Below are 23421 nucleotides of genomic sequence, written 5' to 3' on the forward strand. Positions count from 1 at the left end.
GCCCTATTGCTCAGGGCAATCCTTTCGCCATTCAGTAACTGAAAGCGACAGAGCGATGACGACGACCAAGCTGCCCTTTCGCCAAAATCATCAACGCCGTCAGGAAAGCCGGTAGCGCCAGAACGGCAAACATCATACCGAAGCTCCACTCCATGCCCAGCACCTGCGCGCCAGCAAACGCGCTCATGATCGCGCCCATACGCCCAACGCCATGCATCCATCCTGAACCTGTCGCACGCGCCGCCGTCGGGTAGAAACGGGCGGACAGCGCATTCATGCCGGTATTCGCACCGTTAAGACAGAAACCGCTGATCGAAGCCAGTAAGGCCAGTAAAACAAAATAGGATTCCGACAGTCCGATTAGCGCCGTCGCCACTCCGCCCGCCGCATAAATAACGCCAAGCGCCAGGTGAGGATTGATTCGATCCATTAGCCAACCGGCAAATAGCGAGCCAAAAGCGCCACCGGACTGATACAGGGCGGTGATAACCGTTGCTTGAGTGACTGTCATTCCAGCCTCTTTGATTACGGTAGGCAACCAGCTGCCTAGCAAGTAGACCATAAACAATCCGAAGAAATAGCCGCCCCAGAGCATGAAACTACCGAAACGGTACTCTTTAGACAGCACCAAACGTACAGCGAACGTTGCTTTTTTATCTTGTGCGGGCATCGCGAACTGAGTGCCACTATGGCTCACGCCAGGCGCAATTTTGTCGACGATGTGATGAATACGCGCCGAGTTCGCGCGCTTGGTCACCAAAAACCTCACAGACTCGGGCAGTTTGACGACCAAAAATGGCAGCAGCAACAGCGGTAATATACCGCCCATCATAAGAACGGTATGCCATCCCCACTGCGGGATCAGCCAGGAAGCAGCAAATCCGCCTGCTGCCGCACCGACGCTAAACCCGCAAAAGACGATGGTAATGATAAACGAGCGTTTCTTTTCCGGCGCGTATTCCGCAACCAGCGTTCCTACGTTAGGCATGGCAGCGCCTAGCCCCAGCCCAGTCAGAAAACGGAAAATAATCAGATGTTCCACGTTTTCCGAGAACGCGGCCAGCAGCGTCCATAAACCGAACAGGAATACGCTACTGATGATAACCACCTTCCGCCCACGCCAGTCCGCAAGCGGGCCCGATATCATCGCCCCCAGAGCCAGTCCCACCAATGCCGCGCTGATGACTACCGCCAGCTCAGCATTGCCAATTCCCCACGCGGCTTTGAGCGAAGGACCGATAAAGCCCATGATGGCGATATCCATGCCGTCCAATGCAATAATGCAGAATGAAAGGATGACAATCAGCTTTTGGTAGGAGCTGAGGGGACGTTCGTTGATGAGCTGACGAACGTCTAAGGGGGTGGAACCTGTCACGCTTACTCTCCAATAACTCTTCTGCGGGGCTGTTAACCAAGGCTTACACTGTAAACAATTATTTCCGACAGTAAAACAGTCCGACCATAATAAATTTGCTGTCCAGACGGATTCCGTGACAGAGCGCGCGAATGATAGCCAACGCGCCCCGTCAATGAAAGTACGAAACCGGTACCCGCTCTTTTTTACATCATCTATAGTAACCACCAAAAACTCATATTGTGAATAACAAAGGCCACGTTTTTCACATACCCCACCCGATAATTAATAATAACTCATTGAATTTAAATAATATAATTTACATCGCGAGCACAAGATCAGCAATTCAATGCTTTTTTGTGATTTTATTATTGAAATATATTTGCAAATTCAAATAAAAGGTTTCACCATAAAGGTTATGTTGAAGAGATGAATCTGTTTAAGGAGATACCACCATGATGCATTGCCCTTTATGTCACCATGCCGCCCATGCGCGTTCCAGCCGATATCTGTCGGATGGCGCCAAGGAGCGCTACCATCAGTGTACTAATGTCAATTGCGGGCACACCTTTGTCACACTGGAAGCCGTCACCCGTTCAATTATGGTGCCAGGCAAAGTGGATCCCGTAGAAGCCTCTGCTGACAACCCACCGCCACCGCCTTAATCACGCCTTCCCCCTACCTGGTCAGGGGAATATCTTCCCCCTGACACGCTCTTTTAGCCCTCAGCCTACCCGTCACTTCACTTCGCAAACTCAAACAGCCCCCCTTGAGTCACTCACTGTTATTGACGCTCGCCGGATGCTGCTTTTAGTATCAAATGACTTTTACTGATTTTCAGTCACTTGCACACACAGGTCTTCATACAGAACAGGGCCTGCATGCTGACGAATTCCTTCCGCAGGAGAACACACTCAAAAATCAGCTGATAATTTCCCCTCGCCGTTGATGAAGCTTCCGAGGTGTCATTTATGGATAAAACCTGTCGACTCTTTTCATGGAGATGTGAATGATGGATGCCGTTCAAACACAGGCGTATCGCGCCAGCCTGCTGTATTTTACCGCCGACCCACGGTATGCCCCCGACGAAGCCACCCACTTTATTGACGATGGTTTATTGGTTGTTCAGCACGGAAAGGTGCTGAATGCGCTGAATTATGCGGACGTCACCGCCAAAGAACTGGCCCTTATGACGGTGAGAGATTATCGGGGCCAGTTGATTATGCCCGGCTTTATCGATACCCACGTCCATTTCCCCCAAATTGAAATGATCGCGTCTTACGGTGAACAGCTACTGGAATGGCTGAATACCTATACGTTCCCAACCGAGCAAAAATACGCGGATGCCGACTATGCTCACCACATGGCTCGAGTGTTCATCCGCGAACTCCTGCGACACGGCACCACCAGCGCAATGGTCTTTGCAACGGTGCATCCACAGTCTGTCGATGCCCTTTTCAGCGCGGCGGCAGATAAAGCGATGAGGCTGATTACCGGGAAAGTGATGATGGATCGTCATGCGCCGGAGGCGCTGTGCGATGACGCGCAACAAAGCTATCAGGACAGCCGCGCCCTGATTCAAAAATGGCATCATCATGAGCGGTTGCTGTATGCGGTAACGCCGCGCTTCGCCCCCACTTCCACGCCGGAGCAATTAAGACTGGCAGGTGAACTGCTACGCGAGTTTCCAGACGTTTATATGCAAACGCATCTCAGTGAAAACAAGCACGAAATTGACTGGGTTAAATCACTCTTTCCTGAGCATCGCCACTATCTGGACGTATATCATAATCACGGTCTCACGGGTTCTCGTTCCCTGTTTGCACACGCCCTCCATCTTGAAAAGGACGAAGTAGACACGTTGTCGCGCAGTCGTTCCTCCGTCGCCTTCTGTCCAAGCTCGAATCTGTTCCTTGGCAGCGGACTGTTCCCGCTACACGCGCTGAAAGCTGCCGGCATTCGCGTGGGAATGGGCACCGATGTCGGCGCTGGCACCAGTTTATCCCTTCTGCAAACGCTGAATGAGGGTTACAAAGTGCAGCAATTGCTGGGCGAGAAACTGTCTGCCCGCGAGGGGTTGTATCAGGCTACATTAGGAAGCGCGGAAGCGCTCTCCTTGGATGACAAACTGGGAAACTTCCTGCCGGGTAAAGAAGCGGATTTTGTCGTTCTCGACTGGGCGATCACACCGCTGCAGCAGTTGCGACAAGCGCAGGCGAGCACGCTGGATGAGAAATTGTTTGCCTTGATGATGCAAGGCGATGACCGCAATGTCGCTAAGACCTACGTCAACGGCGCGTGCGTCCACACACGCGAAGAGTCCACGTGATCCCATCCCGCGCATTATTGCTTAGTCACAGCACTGACATTACTGCGTGGTTTATTGGCAAAAACGAATCGTTTTCCATATAATTTTTCTTTCTTATTAGTTAGTTCGGGTGAGTAATCTCTGGGGCAGGAAAGTTTCTGGCTATAATGCAACTTATCAGCAGTCACTTACACTATGGGCAGCGGGCGACTGCGGCATAAAACACCGAATATTGCATTATGCTGAAATGGGACCAGAGCATTCTTTCCCGAAGCGGTTCGTGTTTTCTGTGACTCAGCTTCAGCATGTCCAGCCTGTTCAAGGTGGGCTCGCGGCCAGTGTGACGTACAGGATTGATCAGCCTAATAACCTTTATACATGCCGGGATGGACATTCTTTTTTGAACCAACCCCCATCCGGGCATCGACCATAACAGCAAATGACCTAAGGCATAACCATGATTCCGCCTCTCGATGCCGGCACAAAGGAACAACGGAGTGCCCTTCTGCGCATGATGAACATTCTGGACACGCGACCGGTCGAAGAATTGGAACGTGTCACCCGCATTACCCAGTCCTTCTTCGAAGTCGATAGCGTGGTGATCTCTTTAATCGACACAGACCGCCAATGGTCGTTATCACGGCGAAATTTCCCCTATTCGGAAACACCGTTGTCGATCTCTTTTTGCGTTCATACGGTCGCGTCCAACGAGCCGCTTATCGTTCCGGACGCGCTTCAAGATCCCAGATTTAGTGATAATCCGATGGTGACGGGCAAACAACAGGTCCGATTCCACGCCAGTTATCCACTACGCTCATTTTACGGCATTCCATTGGGCGCTCTTTGCCTTTATCACAGCCAGCCGGTTGAATTTACCGATAAAAAACTAGAGCAGCTCAGCGATATGGCTTACGTGGTGCAAACCTACCTGCAAAGAGTCGAAATGCAGGCCGAGGCCGAAAGCACCCGAGATATGCTGCACCGGGCAGACTACGTCAACCGTCAGATTTTTTCTCAGGCAGCCATTGGCCTCGTACTGATGACGCCGGATAAAAAACCGATCAGAGTTAACCATACGATCTGCAAGATGCTGGGATATACCGAGGAAGGGCTGTTGCAGACCACGATGGAAAGTGTGACGTATCACGGCGATCTTGCGCTGACCAAAGAGCGCTACGATAACCTTCTAAAAACGGGCACCCGCAATACGACGTTTCAGAAGCGTTATTGCCGGATGGATGGCTCGCTGTTGTGGGCCATGGTCTCGGTGGCTCTTCTCTACAATCCCGATGGCAGTCAGCATGGACTGCTGTTGGCGATAACTGATATCAGCAATCAAAAAGCCTCGGAAACCGAGCTTCTTTCGCTCAGCAAGGAGTTGGAGCAGCGCGTCGAACAACGGACTGAAGAGCTCCAGCGCAGCCATCAGTTTATTCAGGATATTACCGATCATATTCCCGCGATGATCTCCTGCATCAGCCCGGACAATATCTTTACCTTCGCCAATCACCACCTCAAAGTGCTGCTGGGAAGTCAAGGCGATGATCCCATCAACTCGCCTATCAGCACCATCCTGCGTCCCAAGGAGCGTAAGCTGTTCATGCCATTGCTGGATAAGGTGCGCAAAACCCGGCAGCCAGTGCATATTGAACACACCGTCGACTTGCCTTCCGGTGTTCACACCACCTACCACACGCAGATGGTGCCGGCAGAACCGCCCGCGCAAGGTGTTTACGTCTTCTCCACCGATATTACTGACCTGACGTCACTGCGCGATCAGCTTAAATTCGAAGCCAATCACGACCATCTCACCGGATTACCCAATCGACGCGCCGTTATCTCCTACCTGAACCAGCTCGCGTTGAAGCAACGTCGGAGCGGTCTGGCGCTGCTATTTTTCGATCTGGATAACTTCAAATACTACAACGACCACTACGGACACGAATTTGGCGATCGGGTAATTAAAACCTTTGCTCGCATTTTGGGGCAAAATACCCGGCCCAACGATCTGATTGGGAGACTGTCAGGTGACGAGTTCGTCATGGTGCTGCACGAGCGTAAAGATATGGCGCGTGAAGTGGAAAAGATCAGCCGCACGCTGAAAGAGCGGATTGAAAAGCCCACGCGCATTCGTGGTCACGACATTGTGCTTTCCGCCAGCGTGGGTATCGCCATATTAGGTAAAAATGACCGTTTGGATGTCAATCACTTTATTCACGAAGCAGATACCGCCATGTACCAGGCTAAACGTCAAAGCATTCACTCCTCGCGCGGTCATAAACACGACGTCAAAAATGACAAGAAGTGACACCGTCACTATAAATGTGCTGCAAAAAATTTTTGTCTGTCTATACTCCCTGTCGGTTGCCGCTGAGTTCAGTGGCATGCCCTTCTCACCCTTTCTATGCCTTTTCCTAACCTACTGTTTGCTCTCAGCCCATACAACCCCAGGCACTAGCCCTCAATGGCCCTAAACTGGTTACATAACGGTACTGGTATCGCAACGTAGCCAATGCGGCATGATCGGTATTTTCTTCCCGATACGTCACGAGCCATAGGGAAGCTGATGAGATCCAGCTTGAATGACCGTTTGGACGGGGGATGCGTCAACTAAGGAGAGAATTTATCCCCACATAGCGTCCTACAAGAGGAGTTAACATAATGAGTGAAACAGATAAAAGTATTTTGTCGCTATTCCTGATCGGCCTGCTGATTGCCGTCGGCAAGATATTGATAGGCGGCAAACCCATCAGCTTAGGACAATTTACCGGTCGATTATTATTGGGGGGCTTTGTATCGATGATTGCCGGTGTCGCGTTGATACAGTTCCCAACGCTGTCCCCTATTGCCATCAACGGCATTGGCGCAGCACTGGGGATTGCGGGTTATCAAACGATCGAGCTATTTCTCCAGCGCCGAGCCCGCAACCAAGGGGATAAGGATAGAAGCAGCGACAAGAATGATAATAATCGGACGGAATAGCGATTCTGAATGTGGTGTGCTTTCATCCTCGGGCTGACACCAGTAAAAGCTTCGCCATGGCGTTATCAGAATGCATTTCTCAACATACACACGACAGGTATCTCAGTCAGCCCAAGCCTTTCTCATGCTCTCCTTTTTCGTCGCGAGAGCCCTTTCTCTCCTATCACGCAGCAGGCAGGATGCTGTCTGATTCAAGAAAATTTATGAACCTCGCCGTCAAGTTCCGCAAGTGAGCCGGTAAAGGGCTCGTTGACAGTAAAATGCCACGGATGGGATGTGTGAACCGAAGAACCCAACGACGCCGTGCTATACTGCCCTTCCCAGAGATTTTTAGTATGAAATCAGAAGACACCCTTGATTGGTATCCTGCCCAACTGCCTCCCGTCAAAATTATCTTAGGTAATGCCGTTCTGGAAGTGATGAAAGTTGGCCGTCCTGTTAATACCCGGACTCTGCTGGAGTTTCTGCTGGTTATGCAGGGCAGACAGAAACGGCGTGATGATAAAATCGCCATGCAAACCGCGATCAATGTATTAAAAAACAATCAAGCCGTTCATGGCAGAAGTTGAATTTCTTCGCACTCATGAGGAAAGTAAATTGCGTATCTCAATGCTGGCGCCTCCACTTCTGTATCATCTCGTTTGACACGTCACTGTCGTAGCAGATAGGCGAATAGCCCCCAGCTCGACTCCATGCGCTTCGACCGCCGCACCGGCTACCATTTTTGGCCGAGTGATAAGGGCATGGACAATTTCCTGGATACTTGTTGATTGAGTCCTGAATAATGGCTTTTTTCACCTGTTCGTCACTTAAAATAGACGTCTTGGCCGCGGAAATATTGATAAAAAATAAAGCAAAAACCGCGATTGTTTTTAGGCTAATAATATTAATATTTTTCATCTCATTGACCTGTCAGACTCACTGAAATAGCGATACTTCTCCAGCATTATTTATCGATAAGTTTCTTCCTGATAAAACGGCCAAATACGGTGAATTTGCTATAGTGAAAATAATTTACTCAGCTGAGGAATAACCCATGTTCAAAGAAGGTGATATTGTCCAGAGCAAAACCGGTGGTCCCAAGATGGTTATCCATAAAGTTGAAGACAACCAACTATGGTGCATCCGGATGGATGACTCGTTAAAGAAAGAGCTCATCGTTGCAGTTGACGCCGTAGAACCCTATCGTGAAGAGGGTCCTTTCGGCGTTTGCTGACCAAAAGGCGGCCCAGGCCGCCTAAATGTTCTCGCTCTAAGAACTCAGATCTTGTGCTGAAAATCCGCTGAGCGCCGACAAACGCTCCCAGCACCGACATGGACGAAAAAAGCTATCCACCGTTTTAGCGTCAAACTCCTCACGCCCTATCCCGCAACGACAAATCACCTCCACCAAGATAAGTCACCATCAAAAGGTTCATTGATACCGAATTAAGCTATTCACCCAACAAATTTATGACCAATAAGTATTGCTCCAATAACATGAAGCTTGTTAAATATAGACTTTGATAGAAGGCAATTATACGTAGGTGTCACGAATTATTTAATAGAGAGTGAAAACATTACCAGCGTGACATCATTTCATTACACAGCATAAAAGCGAATCAATCATTGAATAACATTAGGCTTTACACGCAACTATTTTTAATTAAATCATCACTTAACACTCTTTATCCCGAATATATCAACATAGCAATAAAGAATTGCTTTATTAAAAAATCAATTTTCAATTAACTATGCCGAACTAAAATCCCGGCTTACAATGAACGCTATGCCAATGAAAGATTTTGATAACCGCCTTATTTCCAGGCTCGCTGAACTCAATAACAAAGGTTTTTCCAAAGCCGATATGGCCAGAGCCGCGAACGTTAGCAAACAAGCGGTGACCGGATGGTTTAGAACCGGAACGATAAGCAAAGCCTCAGCACTCGCCGTTGCGGATGCGAGCGGTGTTTCCATCGCCTGGCTGTTTGGTAAAAAGGTCGATGAAGCCCATGGCTTGAAAGAGCGTGAAATGAGAATGCTTAATGTATTTCGTCAACTACCTGAACCCGAACAAGATCATATGATCGAATTATTCCAGGTACGGCTCAGAGAAATTGACGAATACGTCCAAACATATCTGCGTGGCAGAGTGAAACAAGAATAAAGAGATTCTTTTATTTTTAACCCTATTCTAAAAAATGTTGGACGACCAATAGTATCTCAAGCATTATATAATTCTAGAAAAAACAGTTACAATAGATGACTTGACTACTGAGTAGTGTTTTTGTAGTTAGATTACAGTGAAATTCTTGAGTAGCTCACACATCTTCAAACTGAAGCCTTGCTACGCTTGGCGATGACGATGATGACAACGTTTTTTACTGACTGAATGTCGTACTAGATTCACGAAGGTCGAGCAGATGATTTTAAATCACCACCAATGTGTTTTTACGCATCAGGTTTAGATTATTTGTATGTAAATAATTTATTTAAACATACACGGAGGAGATATCTCATGAGACGCTGCTGGATATCGACAAATGCTATCCCTGATAAAGCATCGTGTGTGGTGAGTAAAAATTTTCCATGCTTTTATTTAAATAATGATTGACACTCAATAATGCCCTAGCCATAAATCAGTAAAAACGGGCTAGTTATCCATTTTTTCCGTTTAAAGCCCGACTTAACAATAATATAATTGTATGGTTCCAGTAATTGATAAAGGGTGGCGATAGCCACCCTTTAAATGATATCAACTCTTGGGGCGCGTGAAGAGAACAAACAAACCGAGAATTATGTCTCCAACGATCCATAAGCTGAATAGCATTGCGACCCCAAGTCCTGTTCCAATAGCAGCGCCTGCTTGCTCTGCACCAGATAACTGCTCAATGCCCTCAGAAGCTGAGTTATACCCTCCAATAATCCATACAAGCATTAAAATATTGAAAGCGATAAAAGAGAATTTGACAAGTTTACCAAAAAAACCTCTTTTAGGTTTTCTGAGCTGAACAGCACAAGATGGGCATTTAATTGCGGCATCACTAACTTGGCTTGAGCATTCTGGGCAACTGATTAAGGCCATTTCAACCATCCTTTTTTACATTGGTTTGATAGATTTAAATTTAAACAAAAATTCAGGCTCTGATAAGGAACCATCTATTGTCATGCTTTTTTCTTGTACTGCGTCCTCATCGGAGGAAAAAAACTCACCGGAAAAAATGACTTTCTGTCCAACGGACATGCTCAACAATGAATTGTATAAAGCAGTATTTTTTTCAATTAGCGTATGACTTCCCATGTCGGAAAGTTCATTATTCCAAGTGCCGACCGAAAGGATCGGTGAAAGCTTGATGGTCAGTATTCCTTTCCCATCATTATTTGTATCAAGCTCCGATATAGTTCCAACCCAATCAGTTACTCTAGTCAACCTCATATTCAAAAGCTGCTCTTTTCTTTCGTCGCGTAAAACAGACTTTTGAAGTTCATTTTTTGCCATTGCAAATTTATCTCTCACCTCATCGGAAAGAGCAATGAAAGCAGTTTCTGCGTGGGGTATTTCTGAGGCTGGCTTCGCCTTAACAACAGCACTAGAAACAGTACTGGAAACAGCAGGCTCATTACCACTTGTTGGATTATCGGTGGAAACGATGATAAGGAGCAAAATTACCGCCAGTGCACTAAGAGAAATATAAATTTTCTTTTTAGATTTCTTTAGTTTATTTCCACACGTTGAACAACATGTGAGATTTTTTTTATTTAAATTGCCACAAGAGTCACATTGAGCAAAAAGGCTTTCACTTTTCATATTACTCGGAATTTCCTTGTTCCTATAACTTAAAGCATTAATATTTTAAGATTTTTCTTATCCTACAGAAACATTTTGCAATGTCAATAACCACTTAAGGAAACTAATAAATTCTTTCATTTTCATAGCCATACAAAAACACATATTCCATTTTGTTATATATGAATACAAATAAACCAACCTTAAGTTATTAAAGATCTTTTTTGTTTTGCCTCCTGATAACGAGTCTAAAGTGAAAACAACAAAATTGTAGAAGTACATAAAACGAAAAGTTGCGCTAACTGTTGCTTATTTAAGCAACGAGCGACGTCAATCAAAAAATATTATGCTGATACCGAATTCACATTGTTCAACGTTAACATCAGAACCGAATTCTCTCATACAGAGTCCACCTCAAGCATCTAAATATATACATAGCCAAATCAAACATTATTTTTAAATAGCAAAAAAACTGAAATTTTTTCAGATCTCTCGCAAGAATTCTCTATTACATTCATTTCAGCAATAAATAAATGACAGGCGACGATATTATCGTATCGCGGCACATTTTCGATCATACAAAATAACAAGATGACGGTACATGACGCGTACTTCACTCCAGAGCAACTGAAAAACGCGATTTACATGAATCTACAGGCTCAACGCGTTGGCGATACAGTGATGATAATTAATATTGAGGTACAGGAAATGACTTGGGAAATCATTATAACTCATTAATTTAAAAAAAAAGACCGAACACGATTCCTGTGCTCGGTCTAGGGAAATGGCTCTTGTGATAGAGCCGTGCGCTAAAAGTTGGCATTGACGCAGGTTCTAAGGAACCTACCCTTCAAGCGTAGACGAGACATTTCCCTTTTCCAGCTATGTATGAGCTGACTTAGCGCTTTAAGTCACTATTAGACCCATTTTGTGATCGCGAGCTCAGTCATGGTGACTAACCCACTTTTGATAACACATTGGATGGCTGAGTTTTTCATCCCTGGCACAGCTGTTCAGCGCGGTTCACAAAAGGTAGCAAACTTATTTTCTGACCTGGGTGTTTGGGATCGTCCAGCAGGATGATATCCAGCGGTTGAGCGTTTACCTCACCCTGTCGAACCTGAGCCCAGGCGACACCATTCAAGGGATACTGCATCAGCGTGCTGGGATTAATGACATAAAGCGCATTACCCGGCCGGCAGATCAACTGCACTTCTTCGCGAGTAAACGCCCAGCTGTCGCCATATTGTAGCTTGCTAATGTTCGTAATCCCCGTCGCCGCGAGCGCTGAAGAGCAAAAAGAGGTCGTTAAAAGGAGCCAGATGAGTTTTTTCATTTTGATTTCCACAGCAAAACAGACCGTTGTCTTTACAAGGTTTCTTGACGTAAGGCATCAAGAATAAGCCACAGTAGAATCATAACGACACACTAAAGGGAAGTCGAGCAAGGGGAAGTCAGGAGAAATGGAGAGATAAGGCGATGTCGGATGAACATCGCCTTTGCGCCACTATCAGGCAGAAGGCGTAGCGCTCGCCGCCATTCTTTTGAGATCTTGATCGATAAAGAACAGTCCACCTTCGGAAGTACTCACCATCGCCAGTTTATCCAGAATGGAGTTGAACAACTTCTCTTCTTCATGCTGCTCAGCGACATACCACTGCAGGAAGTTGAACGTTGAATAGTCCTGCAACGTCATGGCCGCATGCGCCAATTCGTTAATCTTTCCGGTAATCAGCTGTTCGTGTTCGAAGGTCAATTTGAAAATATCAGTCAGAGAGTCGAACTCTACGGGCGGAGCTTCGATTGCGCCAAGAACCGGCATACTACCCGTATCGTCCAGGTAATCGAACAAACGTTGCATGTGCTCCATTTCTTCCTGAGAGTGAGACTTCAGGAAAGCTGATGCGCCTTCGAAACCTTTATTTCCACACCATGCGCTCATCTGTAAATACAGGTTGGCAGAGTAGAACTCCAGGTTCAGCTGTTCATTCAGCTTTTGAATCATTTCTTGTTTTAACATGTTAAATCCTTTTCCACTGGCAGGGGATTATTCGAAGGGCATTATGCACAAAAATATTAAAATTAAAAACATACTATTAACCAATGTTCTCATTATTTTTACCCTAAATTCAAAGTATTATCATTTATCTATGAGAATGGTTTTCATTGCTTTCTATTTATTTCGATTCTGCTTTGGTCATCATTTTTATTAGTGGCAATTAAATTCAAGGATTTCTCAGCCTTACCGTAAATAGAGCGCGGTTGATCGAGGGGTGGCGTGTTGCTTGCCATTTGATACGGGCTGTTTTATGTTTGTCGCGCCATAAACAGGAGGACATCATGGGACATAATCTGGCCGACCTCTCACTCGAAGAGATGGAAAAAGTGAACGTCGATCTCGCCGCTTCCGGCGTCGCTTTTAAAGAGCGCTATAACATGCCGGTCATCCCTGACGTGCTTGAACAACAGCAACCTGCGCATCTACGCGATTATTTCCGGGAACGGGTCAGCTTTTATCGTCAGCTTTCATTGCAGTTCTCCACGCTGCCCTATGACCCCAACAGTAAATAATCCGTAAACACCGTCATCATTCAGGTGATGACGGTCTCCCCCTGACCTGCTTGATCGCGCGACATCACGTTAAAATAAGTTAAAACGCCCTGCGGATGCGTACGCAAACGGTTTCGTTTATACTGCGCCGGAATTCTTAACCGCATCGGATACTACTTTTATGTTAACAATCGGAACAGCCCTGCGTCCTGGCGCCACCCGCGTCATGCTGCTGGGATCGGGCGAGCTAGGCAAAGAAGTGGCGATTGAATGCCAACGTTTGGGAATTGAAGTCATCGCTGTGGATCGCTATGCCGATGCGCCCGCCATGCAGGTCGCACATCGTCGCCACGTCATTAACATGCTGGATGGCGAAGCGCTCGAACGGCTGATCGCTCAGGAAAAACCTGACTACATCGTCCCTGAAATCGAAGCTATCGCCACCGATATACTCGTCGCGCTTGAGAAACAGGGACAACGCGTCGTCCCATGCGCTCAGGCCACCCGGTTAACCATGAATCGCGAAGGGATACGCCGTCTGGCGGCGGAGACGCTAGGTGTCCCGACCTCTCCCTATCAATTTGCCGACAACACCGTCAGTTTCCAAGAGGCAGTGCAACAGATCGGTTTCCCCTGCATCGTCAAACCCGTCATGAGCTCGTCAGGAAAAGGCCAGAGCCTGATTCGTGACGCCCAGCAAGTAGACTCTGCGTGGCGCTATGCGCAGGAAGGCGGCCGGGCCGGAGGCGGTAAGGTGATTGTCGAAGGGCTGGTGAAGTTTGATTTTGAAATCACCCTGCTGACCGTCAGCGCGGTCGACGGCATTCACTTCTGCACACCCATCGGACACCGTCAGGAAGATGGCGACTACCGAGAGTCCTGGCAGCCGCAGCAGATGAGCCCAGTCGCGCTTGAGCGGGCAAAAGCTATCGCCGGCAAAGTCGTTGAAGCGCTTGGCGGCTATGGCCTGTTCGGCGTTGAACTGTTCGTCTGCGGCGACGAAGTCATTTTCAGCGAGGTTTCGCCGCGACCGCACGATACCGGCATGGTGACATTGATCTCGCAAGATTTATCCGAGTTCGCATTGCACGTGCGCGCTTTTCTTGGTCTGCCGGTCGGCGCTATTCGCCAATACGGCGCGGCCGCTTCCGCGGTGATACTGCCAAACCTGACCAGCAGCGACGTCCGCTATCAGGGACTGGAGCATGCCTTGCTGCCACAGACGCAAATCCGCCTGTTCGGCAAGCCGGAAATTAACGGCCAGCGTCGAATGGGCGTCGCGTTAGCGATGGACGATACGACAGACGAGGCCGTACAGCGCGCCAAGGCCGTCGCCGCAGCGGTACAGGTCAACGGTTAACATTCAGGGGCGCAGTCTGTCTGTGCCCTTTTTCTCTCCCTTGCCCCGTCTTAAAGAGAGTGAGGCCGCCAGCGTGTGACGACCATTCCGCTTTTTGAGTCCATTCTCGAATGATGTCCCCTGACGACTGGGCTAAATGCCTTCCCCTCCTCGTGGAAATAAACGAGAACAATGCACACGGTATTGCCTCACGCGCTGAGCGCAGGGCTCGCCCACTGAGCGATAAAGTCGGCGATCCTCTCTTCGATGCGACTCTCGGTAGTGCGTAACCGAATGATCTTAATTCCGTTTTTTACCAGAATGGCGTTTTTTAACGCGTCCCGCGCCGCCTGAACGGGTTGGTCGTGCGAGCCACCATCGACCTCGATCACTCCCACCGGTGTTTTGCCTACCTTGAAATAGATCACAAAATCGCAACTGGCACGCGCCATGAAAGCCCGCTCGCGATGCGTCAAAGCCGGATTGTTCGGTGATACGACCTGATTCAGTTTAACCTGATCGTGACACAGTAACCCCTGACATGACGGTTCAGACAACGCCTCGCGCAGGAGTTGTGCCGCAATCTGCTCAGATTTGTAGCGTGAATCCTCGGTTCGTAATCGGGCGTTTAAACGCGCCAGAGACTGGTCATATTCGCGGTACAACAGGTCGAACGCCGACACCACGGGCGCACGCACGATTTGCTCGTCCTGCGCGTAATAAGCGATGTAGCGCATCAAGGCTGCAATGTGACCCTTGTTGCCGGTGAACACCTCGTCGCCCGTCACCAGAGTGAAGCGGTGCTTGGACCGCGACACCGCAACATTGATCATGCGCGGATCATCGACGAAATTGAGGCGTTTACGATCTTGGTTGTAACGTTTCTTGTCCAGTACGGTGGAGAAAACGATCTCATCGCACTCCCTGCCCTGAAACTTGTGCACGGTATCCTTGACGTAATCCGCGGGCAGGTGCGTCCCGGAAAGGTTGACCTGCGCCCGATATGGCGCGATAAAACCACGCCCGTCACCATCCTGCCCGGTGGGTTCGCCTTCGTCGTCAAGCAGCTTGAGCAGAGAATCCAGCTCCCGCAAATTGGTGTTCTGCCGCGTGTGGTTACCCTTGGCGGTTACCACCAGACGCAGCGGCTCTTCGCCTTTATCCTCGGTCATAGGTAACAGCGCATTATCGTAAAACTGTTGGTTGCAGAATTGGATGATTCTGGGATGGCAACGGTAATGCTCTTTCAACAGGGTTCTGGGCAGAGCCTCCTTGAACACACCGATGCACGAATCAAGCAGGCTATAGCGCTCGCAATCGTAGGCGTCGGCGGGTGCCGGCTGGCCTAACGTCACGGGGATATGTGCCAACTGACGGTTGTCGCCGACAACGACCAGATTTTTCGCGCAGCCCAAGGCCAGAATCCCCGGCACGATATCCTGCAACGAGGCTTCGTCGATGATCACGTAGTCGAGGATCGCCCCCGGGGCGATAGAATTAACAATGGAGTGCGTACCGCTACCCAAAATCGGGAAGCGCTGCACGAAGGCATCGAACTGCTTGCGGTAGGTCTTAGCGTCGAAGCTGCCTAAAGCCCGGGGCAACCCGTGCAGGTGTTGCTTCAGGTGGCGCATCGACGACGTCTTTAACTCTTCAAGCAAGTCCGTGAAATTCGCACGCGCCAACGACGCTCGGCACGCCTGTAGCTCCGTTTTTTTGTCCTGTAACGCCTTGTCGTAATAGTGCATCTGTAAGGCATGGAAAACAGACAGGCGCATGTCTTCCTGGGCGAATGGCTTGGTGCGAAAAACTCTGAAGTTGAACAGGAGTTCAATACGATCTTTGAAGCGGATACGTTGCTCGCCGAGATGGGCGAGATAGGCCATCAGGTCCGCAATTTTACGCGGAGACAAACCATATTTGTCTAGCGAAGCTTCAGCTTGCACGCCACTGTCTGTCTGCCACTGCTGTAGGTAGCGTCGTTCAATCATTAGCTCATCGATCTCAACCTGCAATTGCGCCGCCCGATTGTGATCGTGCATGTGCTGTTTCAAGCGGCTCAGCAAAACTTGAATCTCATCCAACGTGGGTGTGGGTGCGGGCTCGGGCTCGTTTGATGGACAAGGCGGCAGGTCGGCAAAAAAATCTTTGCGGTTGCTCTGATTACCCAGTTTGGCGATCAGATGGCCGAGGCTACATTTTTCCAGTTTTTCGTAGACGTTTTCAACGGCCGCATTGTTGTTGGACAGCACGGCCACGGTTTGTCCACGCAGCAGAATATTGGCGAGGATGTTGAGGATGGTTTGGGTTTTTCCCGTGCCCGGCGGACCTTCGATCACGCTGACCTGCGCGCGGAAGGCCTGCTCGACCGCAGCCAGCTGGCTTTCATTTACCCCGAAGGGATAAATCAGGCCTTGGCCCTCTTCCAGCGTTCCATTTTGGGCTGAGCAATAGGCATGCAAGGCTGTGTCAGCACTGGCAGGCAATTGCTCCAGTTGTCGAACCACATTGGCGGCGATATCACGGTCACTCTCCGACTTCGCGTGATCCCGACGGGCATTCGCTACTTTCACAAAGTAGTCGAAGACCGGCGATGCCTTCATCGTCGTCGGCGCGGAAAACGCAATACGGTCCATGTTATAGACATAAGGCAGAGCAACGTTTGGATAGAACACGACAGCATACCGCTCGCCATAGATCGTTGCCCTGGCAATAGGCGTGACGATCGCGCTGCCGGGCTTGGACAACAACATCTCGCCCAACTCATGGGTGGGAGAGATCCGGCAGTCACTGAGCGGATGTATGCTATTGCCCTTCTCGCCGTATGAGCACCTCAGTTGTAGTCCTTGCTTCTTGTCATTCCAGATAGACCATTTAGTGATCTCTGAAGTCTTGTCTACACCACTCACTTGGATAGAAGCCATACGTCCCTTTTCTGTTTGCAAACAGCATTCGAATTCACGTCCGAATGACATTCAGATGCCGTTATTTCCTTAATGTGGGGACATTTTGCCACCATTTTATGTGTGGCAACAGACGGGTTATGCGATGGGTTATTCGCCTGTGTTCAGTATCTGTTTGAAGAGCCCCTATCGCAGCAAGTCGACCGAAGGCTAAAGACCCCAATCCCGAGCAACCGCTCTGGGCCCCCCGCGGCAGGATCGGTGCAACCAGATGGTTGGTCGTTTTCAGGTCGTCACGCTACTAACCCAAAACGGGTCAAGCGCCGAAACGCATCGACATAAGAAGAAAGTGATTAACTTATTGATAAACTTGATGTGCTCGTTTCTGCTCAGTCCAGAAAAATTTCGGACTTGCGTTATCGTCGCATAAAAAAAACCACCTCCGAAGAGGTGGTTGAGTCATCGCACTAACACACGGCTGAAATGTTATTTACGCCCTGTCGGCCTTGAGGCCGAATCAGGCTTTAGCACCTTCGATTGCGGTGCGGGCCAGGTCAGTGATGCGGTCGTAGTCGCCGGACTCCAGCGCGTCAGCCGGCACCAGCCAGGAGCCGCCCACGCACAGGACGCTTTTGAGCGCCAGATAGTCGCGGTAGTTGTTCGGCGTAATGCCGCCGGTTGGGCAGAAACGGATTTTGCCGAACGGACCCGCGATAGCCTGCAAGGCTTTCACGCCACCGTTAGCCTCAGCCGGGAAGAATTTAAATTCGGTTAATCCGTAATCCATACCCAGCATCAGTTCTGACACAGTGCTGATACCTGGAATCAGCGGAATATCGCCCGCCGTGGCCGCTTTCAACAGCGGTTCAGTCAATCCAGGGCTGATGGCGAACTGCGCGCCGGCTGCCACCACCTCGGCCAGCTGCTGAGGATTAGTTACCGTTCCCGCACCCACGATTGCGTCCGGCACTTCTTTCGCTATCAGGCGAATCGCTTCTACCGCACACTCGGTGCGCAACGTGAGTTCCAGTACGCGGATACCGCCAGCGACCAAAGCTTTCGCCATGGGAACCGCATGTTCCAGTTTATTCACGACGATCACCGGGATGACCGGGCTAGCCGTCAGAATCTGTTCCGCACTGGTTTTCCAGTTTTTCATTAAGCGCTTTCTCCACTCATGCCCAATGGGCATTGATTAATTTGGCGCGGTCATCCCATAAGTCGACCGCGCTGTGATTCCTTGCTGCTCAGCCGCGAACAAACCGCAGGCTGCGGTTCATCATTACTCGACTTCGTTCCAGGAACGGCCATCACGGGTGATCATCGCCACGGACGCCACTGGACCCCACGTGCCCGCCTGATAAGGTTTAGGCGCGTCATTGTCCTGGTCCCACGCTTCCATGATGGAGTCTACCCATTTCCACGCCTCTTCCACTTCGTCGCGACGAACGAACAGCGCCTGAATACCTCGCATCGTTTCCAGCAGCAGGCGCTCGTAGGCGTCAGCCAGATGCTCCTGATTAAAGGTTTCGGAGAAGCTGAGGTCCAACTTGGTCGTTTGCAAACGGTGCTTGTGATCCAGACCAGGGATCTTGTTCAAAATCTGAATTTCGATCCCTTCGTCAGGCTGAAGACGAATAATCAGTTTGTTTTGCGGCAGTTGCTGATAAGAATCGTGAAAAAGATTCAGCGCCGGATTTTTGAAGTACACCACGACTTCTGAACATTTACTCGGCAAGCGTTTACCCGTACGCAGGTAGAACGGCACGCCGGACCAGCGCCAATCGTCGATATCCACGCGAAGAGCGACAAATGTCTCTGTGTCGCTGGACTTGTTAGCGCCCTCTTCTTCGAGGTAACCGGGGACTTTTTTGCCCTGAACGAATCCTGACGTGTATTGCCCGCGCACAGTAGTGTCATGAATATTGGAGCGGTCGATGCGACGCAACGAGCGCAGTACCTTAACCTTTTCATCACGAATGCGATCCGTCGTCAGGTCGGACGGCGGCGACATGGCGATCATCGTCAGGATCTGCAGCAGATGGTTCTGGATCATGTCGCGCATCTGTCCGGCCTGGTCGAAATAACCCCAACGGCCTTCGATACCGACTTCTTCCGCAACGGTAATCTGAACGTGATCGATGGTGCTGTTATCCCAGTTATTGGCAAACAGCGAGTTGGCGAAACGCAGCGCCAGCAGGTTCAGTACCGTTTCTTTTCCGAGATAATGGTCGATACGGTAAACCTGACACTCGTTAAAGTACTCCGCCACCTGGTCATTGATGACCTGCGAAGAGGCCAGATCGGTTCCCAGCGGTTTTTCCATCACGACGCGAGCGGGCTCTTTGTTCAGCCCGGCTTTACCAAGACCGCCGCAGATAGCCCCAAAGGTACTAGGCGGCATGGCAAAATAGTTGATCGTTACGCGGTTTTCCTGGTCAAGCATGTCGCCCAAACGCTTGAAACCCGCGGCATCCTGTACATCCAGATTGCAGAAATCCAGCCGCTCGCTCAGTGTTTTCCACAGTTTCTCGTCCAGCGGCTCTTTAAGAAAAGTATCCAGCGCTTCCCGCACGACTTTGGTATAGGCCTTTTTGTCCCAGTCCGCACGGCCGACGCCGATGATACGGGTGTCCGGGTGGATATGACCTGCTTTTTCCAGTTGATACAGTGAAGGCAGCAATTTACGGCGCGCCAAATCCCCTTTTGCACCGAAAATCACCAGGTCACATGCCTGGGCCGTTGACGTTACCGCCATGTTCTATCTCCTCATTGCAGGATGCTGTAATTTTATTACATATGTAATGTACTATTTTTGGCTGGGACCAGTAAACCGTTAGCCTGCGACATACCCCACAAATCGCCGTGTAACAACGTGATAGCTGAGTATTTCCTTCGGTACACTGATAACGACGCAAATCGTAGAGAGAAAACTAGCTAACAATTTCGACAGTCAGTGACTATTTTGAAAGTTAGACACACGTCATGTTCTGGTGAAAAAACCACAATTTCACCGCGCCGCCCTCTGCCACGTCAGGTTTGCGCATAGTATATTTCCATGAAATTCGCATCGATTCACCTCTGGCTGAAATCGACATGACCATTGATGGTATCACTCTATGAAAATGCTGGATAAAATCCGGACTCGCCTGGATCGGTTGAGTAAGTCAGAAAGAAAGGTGGCTGAAGTCATTCTTGCCTCACCGCAGTCAGCTATCCACTCCAGTATAGCGACACTCGCTAAATTAGCGGAAGTCAGCGAACCCACCGTCAACCGATTCTGTCGGCGGCTGGACTGCAAGGGATTTCCCGATTTCAAATTGCAGTTGGCGCAAAGTATCGCCAACGGCACGCCCTATGTGAACCGCAATGTAGAGGAGGATGATACGGTTGAGGCCTACACCGCCAAGATCTTCGAATCCACCATGGCCGGTTTGGAACATGCCAAGTCGCGTCTCGACATTCCCGCCATCAACCGCGCGGTCGATCTCCTGACCCAGGCCCGCAAAATCTCCTTCTTCGGCTTTGGGGCTTCGGCGGCCGTCGCGCATGACGCCATGAACAAATTCTTTCGCTTTAATATCCCCGTGGCCTACTTCGACGATGTGGTTATGCAGCGCATGAGCTGCATGAATTCCGGCGAAGGCGACGTCGTGGTGTTGATTTCACATACCGGCCGCACCAAAACCCTGGTGGACATGGCGCGCATTGCCCGCGAGAATGACGCGACGGTGATCGCAATCACCTCCGAAGGTACGCCGCTGGCACGCGAAGCGTCATTGACCCTACGGCTGGAAGTCCCGGAAGACACGGACGTTTACATGCCGATGGTATCGCGCATCGCCCAACTCACGCTAATTGATGTCTTGGCGACCGGGTTTACGCTGCGGCGCGGCGCGAAATTTAGAGATAACTTGAAACGCGTCAAGGAAGCCTTGAAAGAATCGCGTTTTGATAAAGAAGGACCGTTCAGCACTCCCTATAACTGATTTGCACTCAGGCCAGCGTAGCTGCTTTTCGCCGGTACGGTTCAACCGCCACGGCATGCCCATTGCGCGGATCACCCTCTTGCCCCCTAAGAGGGCGTCAGCCGTGTTTTAGATACTATCGCCCTATTCAGCTTCACCAGTCAACGGAGTCATCCATGTCCAGACGGCTAAGAAGAACGAAGATTGTTACCACTTTGGGACCGGCAACCGACCGCGACAATAATTTGGAAAAGATTATTGCCGCCGGTGCAAACGTCGTCCGCTTGAACTTCTCTCACGGCACCGCAGAAGACCACCAACTCCGTGCCGATAATGTACGTGAAATTGCGGCAAGGTTAGGCCGCCACGTCGCCATTCTTGGCGATCTCCAGGGTCCAAAAATTCGCGTATCCACCTTCAAAGAAGGTAAGGTTTTTCTCAACGTCGGCGACAAATTCCTGCTCGACGCCAATCTGGGTCGCGGGGAAGGCAATAAAGAAGGCGTCGGCATCGACTACAAAGGTCTGCCCGATGACGTCATCCCCGGCGATACGCTGCTGCTCGATGATGGTCGCGTTCAGCTCAAAGTGCTTAACGTGGAAGAGTCGAAAGTCTTCACGGAAGTCACCGTCGGTGGGCCGCTCTCTAATAACAAAGGCATCAACAAACTGGGTGGCGGACTCTCAGCGGCTGCACTGACCGACAAAGATAAAGCGGATATCGTGACCGCCGCCAAAATTGGGGTGGACTATCTGGCCGTTTCATTCCCCCGCACTGGAGCCGATCTCAATTACGCCCGCCAGTTGGCATTAGAGGCGGGCTGTGAAGCCAAAATCGTATCCAAAGTCGAACGCGCTGAAGCCGTCGCAACGGACGAAGCGATGGACGACATCATCCTGGCTTCCGACGTCGTTATGGTTGCCCGAGGCGATTTGGGCGTAGAAATCGGCGACCCTGAGCTGGTTGGCATCCAGAAAAAGTTGATCCGTCGCGCTCGTAAACTCAACCGTGCCGTCATCACCGCGACGCAGATGATGGAGTCTATGATCACCAATCCGATGCCGACCCGCGCGGAGGTCATGGACGTCGCCAACGCCGTGCTGGATGGAACCGACGCCGTCATGCTGTCAGCAGAGACCGCCGCGGGCCAATATCCGTCGGAAACCGTTGCCGCAATGGCCAACGTCTGCCTCGGTGCGGAAAAAATTCCGAGCATCAACGTCTCTACACACCGCCTTGACGCGGAATTTGATAACGTCGAAGAGTCGGTGGCGATGTCAGCCATGTACGCCGCCAACCATCTGAAAGGCGTGACCGCCATCGTCGCGATGACCGAGTCCGGTCGTACCGCGCTGATGATGTCTCGCATCAGCTCCGGTTTGCCTATTTTCGCGATGTCGCGCCATGAAGGGACGCTAAACCTGACCGCACTCTATCGCGGCGTCACCCCTGTTCAATTCACCCGTTATTCTGACGGCGTCGAAGCCGCAAATGATGCCGTCATTCTGCTGCGCGACAAGGGCTTCCTGATGTCCGGCGACCTGGTGATTGTCACTCAAGGCGATGTGATGGGTACCGTCGGCACTACGAATACGGTAAGGATCTTGCGAGTCGAATAAGCGAATAAAGTCGTAGCATCGCCCTCTGCAAAATGGGAACGATGGATAGTAAAAAAGCCGGATATACCGGCTTTTTTTCGTAGGGTCAAAGGTAAGAAGTATCTGATGTAAGCATTATTTTTTGAGGGAACAATGAATCACTAGGTTACGTCAATCATCCGCGTTTCATTTTCTAGCTACCGTCCCTCTGTTGCCACTTTCTGACACTTTTACGGTTTATTTTTTCGGCGGATATAATTCCTGCTGTTTCTCTTTCGCTGTATTCATTTTATTAACGTGATGCTCTGCAGCTGAATTTTTCGCCTGCACCTTTTCATGCATTGGATTATTTTTCTTTTGGACCGCTTTCTGATGGCTTTCCGCGCGGGATTTAGCCGCCTGGCGTTCGGCCTCCAGCTTCTTGGCTGAATGCGTATTAGCAGCATGGTTAGCGGACTCAACACGGCCATGATTCGCCACAACAGGCGCCATCGGGTTTCCCTCGTGTGCAGGATCAACCGCTGCGTTGGCTGCCGTAAAACTCAGTGCTGATGTGGCCAGTAAGACACCTAAAAATACAGGTTTAAAATGCATGATGAATATCCTTTTACCGCACTATTTAATCAGTTGGGTCAGTCCTATAAAACGCGGCA

21 protein-coding genes are annotated in these 23421 nt (G+C 49.9%); 11 read left to right on the top strand and 10 right to left on the bottom strand.

Going from position 1 to position 23421, the window contains the following annotated elements; all coding sequences use genetic code 11:
- Window positions 1–31: 31 nt before the first annotated feature.
- Complete coding sequence (locus tag CKQ53_RS14840) at window positions 32–1375, bottom strand: MFS transporter (protein ID WP_085651983.1); 1344 nt, start codon at window positions 1373–1375, stop codon at window positions 32–34.
- Between the two features lie 434 nt (window positions 1376–1809).
- On the opposite strand from CKQ53_RS14840, the gene CKQ53_RS14845 reads away from it, so the two are divergent.
- The 5 genes from CKQ53_RS14845 (at window position 1810) to CKQ53_RS14865 (ending at window position 7213) form a co-directional block, all read left to right on the top strand.
- Complete coding sequence (locus CKQ53_RS14845) at window positions 1810–2019, top strand: ogr/Delta-like zinc finger family protein (protein ID WP_085651982.1); 210 nt, start codon at window positions 1810–1812, stop codon at window positions 2017–2019.
- 344 nt (window positions 2020–2363) lie between these two features.
- Entirely contained in the window at window positions 2364–3683 is a 1320-nt protein-coding gene (gene guaD / locus CKQ53_RS14850; protein WP_094117547.1) for a guanine deaminase, read from the top strand.
- Window positions 3684–4173: 490 nt separating this feature from the next.
- Window positions 4174–5970, top strand: a complete 1797-nt coding sequence (locus CKQ53_RS14855; protein ID WP_244200957.1) for a sensor domain-containing diguanylate cyclase — start codon at window positions 4174–4176, stop codon at window positions 5968–5970.
- A gap of 353 nt (window positions 5971–6323) precedes the next feature.
- On the top strand, window positions 6324–6644 hold the full coding sequence (locus CKQ53_RS14860) for a phage holin family protein (RefSeq protein WP_085651979.1): 321 nt from the start codon (window positions 6324–6326) through the stop codon (window positions 6642–6644).
- 335 nt (window positions 6645–6979) lie between these two features.
- Window positions 6980–7213: a hypothetical protein gene (locus tag CKQ53_RS14865; RefSeq protein WP_085651978.1), complete on the top strand. Its 234-nt coding sequence runs from the start codon at window positions 6980–6982 to the stop codon at window positions 7211–7213.
- A 37-nt stretch (window positions 7214–7250) separates the two neighbouring features.
- On the opposite strand, the gene CKQ53_RS18810 is transcribed toward CKQ53_RS14865, so the two are convergent.
- Window positions 7251–7544: a hypothetical protein gene (locus CKQ53_RS18810; protein ID WP_094117545.1), complete on the bottom strand. Its 294-nt coding sequence runs from the start codon at window positions 7542–7544 to the stop codon at window positions 7251–7253.
- A gap of 136 nt (window positions 7545–7680) precedes the next feature.
- Here CKQ53_RS18810 and CKQ53_RS14875 point away from each other — a divergent pair, with 136 nt between their 5' ends.
- Together CKQ53_RS14875 and CKQ53_RS14880 are read left to right on the top strand one after the other, a co-directional pair.
- On the top strand, window positions 7681–7860 hold the full coding sequence (locus CKQ53_RS14875; RefSeq protein ID WP_094117544.1) for a YodC family protein: 180 nt from the start codon (window positions 7681–7683) through the stop codon (window positions 7858–7860).
- A gap of 552 nt (window positions 7861–8412) precedes the next feature.
- Window positions 8413–8790, top strand: a complete 378-nt coding sequence (locus CKQ53_RS14880; RefSeq protein ID WP_094117543.1) for a helix-turn-helix domain-containing protein — start codon at window positions 8413–8415, stop codon at window positions 8788–8790.
- 588 nt (window positions 8791–9378) lie between these two features.
- Here the strand turns inward: CKQ53_RS14880 and CKQ53_RS14885 are convergent.
- From CKQ53_RS14885 to ftnA, 4 genes are all read right to left on the bottom strand, one after another.
- Entirely contained in the window at window positions 9379–9708 is a 330-nt protein-coding gene (locus CKQ53_RS14885) for a hypothetical protein (protein ID WP_094117542.1), read from the bottom strand.
- A 15-nt stretch (window positions 9709–9723) separates the two neighbouring features.
- Window positions 9724–10431: a hypothetical protein gene (locus tag CKQ53_RS14890; RefSeq protein ID WP_094117541.1), complete on the bottom strand. Its 708-nt coding sequence runs from the start codon at window positions 10429–10431 to the stop codon at window positions 9724–9726.
- Between the two features lie 973 nt (window positions 10432–11404).
- Entirely contained in the window at window positions 11405–11746 is a 342-nt protein-coding gene (locus tag CKQ53_RS14895; protein WP_094117540.1) for a YebY family protein, read from the bottom strand.
- Window positions 11747–11920: 174 nt separating this feature from the next.
- Window positions 11921–12430, bottom strand: coding sequence for a non-heme ferritin (ftnA, locus tag CKQ53_RS14900; protein ID WP_085651972.1), 510 nt, complete (start codon window positions 12428–12430; stop codon window positions 11921–11923).
- Between the two features lie 320 nt (window positions 12431–12750).
- On the opposite strand from ftnA, the gene CKQ53_RS14905 reads away from it, so the two are divergent.
- The gene (locus tag CKQ53_RS14905; protein WP_085651971.1) at window positions 12751–12981 is read left to right on the top strand and encodes a DNA polymerase III subunit theta; all 231 of its coding nucleotides are present in this window, start codon (window positions 12751–12753) and stop codon (window positions 12979–12981) included.
- Window positions 12982–13141: 160 nt separating this feature from the next.
- Window positions 13142–14320, top strand: coding sequence for a formate-dependent phosphoribosylglycinamide formyltransferase (gene purT / locus CKQ53_RS14910; protein WP_118895147.1), 1179 nt, complete (start codon window positions 13142–13144; stop codon window positions 14318–14320).
- 188 nt (window positions 14321–14508) lie between these two features.
- Here purT and CKQ53_RS14915 read toward each other — a convergent pair whose 3' ends face one another.
- The 3 genes from CKQ53_RS14915 to zwf all read right to left on the bottom strand — a co-directional run bounded on the left by CKQ53_RS14915 (window position 14509) and on the right by zwf (window position 19960).
- On the bottom strand, window positions 14509–17223 hold the full coding sequence (locus CKQ53_RS14915; protein WP_118895313.1) for an AAA domain-containing protein: 2715 nt from the start codon (window positions 17221–17223) through the stop codon (window positions 14509–14511).
- A gap of 496 nt (window positions 17224–17719) precedes the next feature.
- Window positions 17720–18361 (bottom strand): bifunctional 4-hydroxy-2-oxoglutarate aldolase/2-dehydro-3-deoxy-phosphogluconate aldolase, encoded by a 642-nt coding sequence (locus CKQ53_RS14920; protein ID WP_094117539.1) that lies wholly within the window; start codon window positions 18359–18361, stop codon window positions 17720–17722.
- 123 nt (window positions 18362–18484) lie between these two features.
- Window positions 18485–19960, bottom strand: a complete 1476-nt coding sequence (zwf, locus tag CKQ53_RS14925; protein ID WP_085651968.1) for a glucose-6-phosphate dehydrogenase — start codon at window positions 19958–19960, stop codon at window positions 18485–18487.
- 361 nt (window positions 19961–20321) lie between these two features.
- Here zwf and CKQ53_RS14930 point away from each other — a divergent pair, with 361 nt between their 5' ends.
- Together CKQ53_RS14930 and pyk are read left to right on the top strand one after the other, a co-directional pair.
- On the top strand, window positions 20322–21191 hold the full coding sequence (locus CKQ53_RS14930) for a MurR/RpiR family transcriptional regulator (protein ID WP_085651967.1): 870 nt from the start codon (window positions 20322–20324) through the stop codon (window positions 21189–21191).
- 155 nt (window positions 21192–21346) lie between these two features.
- Window positions 21347–22789: a pyruvate kinase gene (gene pyk / locus CKQ53_RS14935; protein ID WP_085651966.1), complete on the top strand. Its 1443-nt coding sequence runs from the start codon at window positions 21347–21349 to the stop codon at window positions 22787–22789.
- Between the two features lie 216 nt (window positions 22790–23005).
- On the opposite strand, the gene CKQ53_RS14940 is transcribed toward pyk, so the two are convergent.
- Window positions 23006–23362, bottom strand: a complete 357-nt coding sequence (locus CKQ53_RS14940; protein ID WP_139824006.1) for a hypothetical protein — start codon at window positions 23360–23362, stop codon at window positions 23006–23008.
- Window positions 23363–23421: the final 59 nt, after the last annotated feature.

Origin of the sequence: Lonsdalea britannica (genome assembly GCF_003515985.1) — a bacterium.
Classification (GTDB): Bacteria; Pseudomonadota; Gammaproteobacteria; order Enterobacterales; family Enterobacteriaceae; genus Lonsdalea; species Lonsdalea britannica.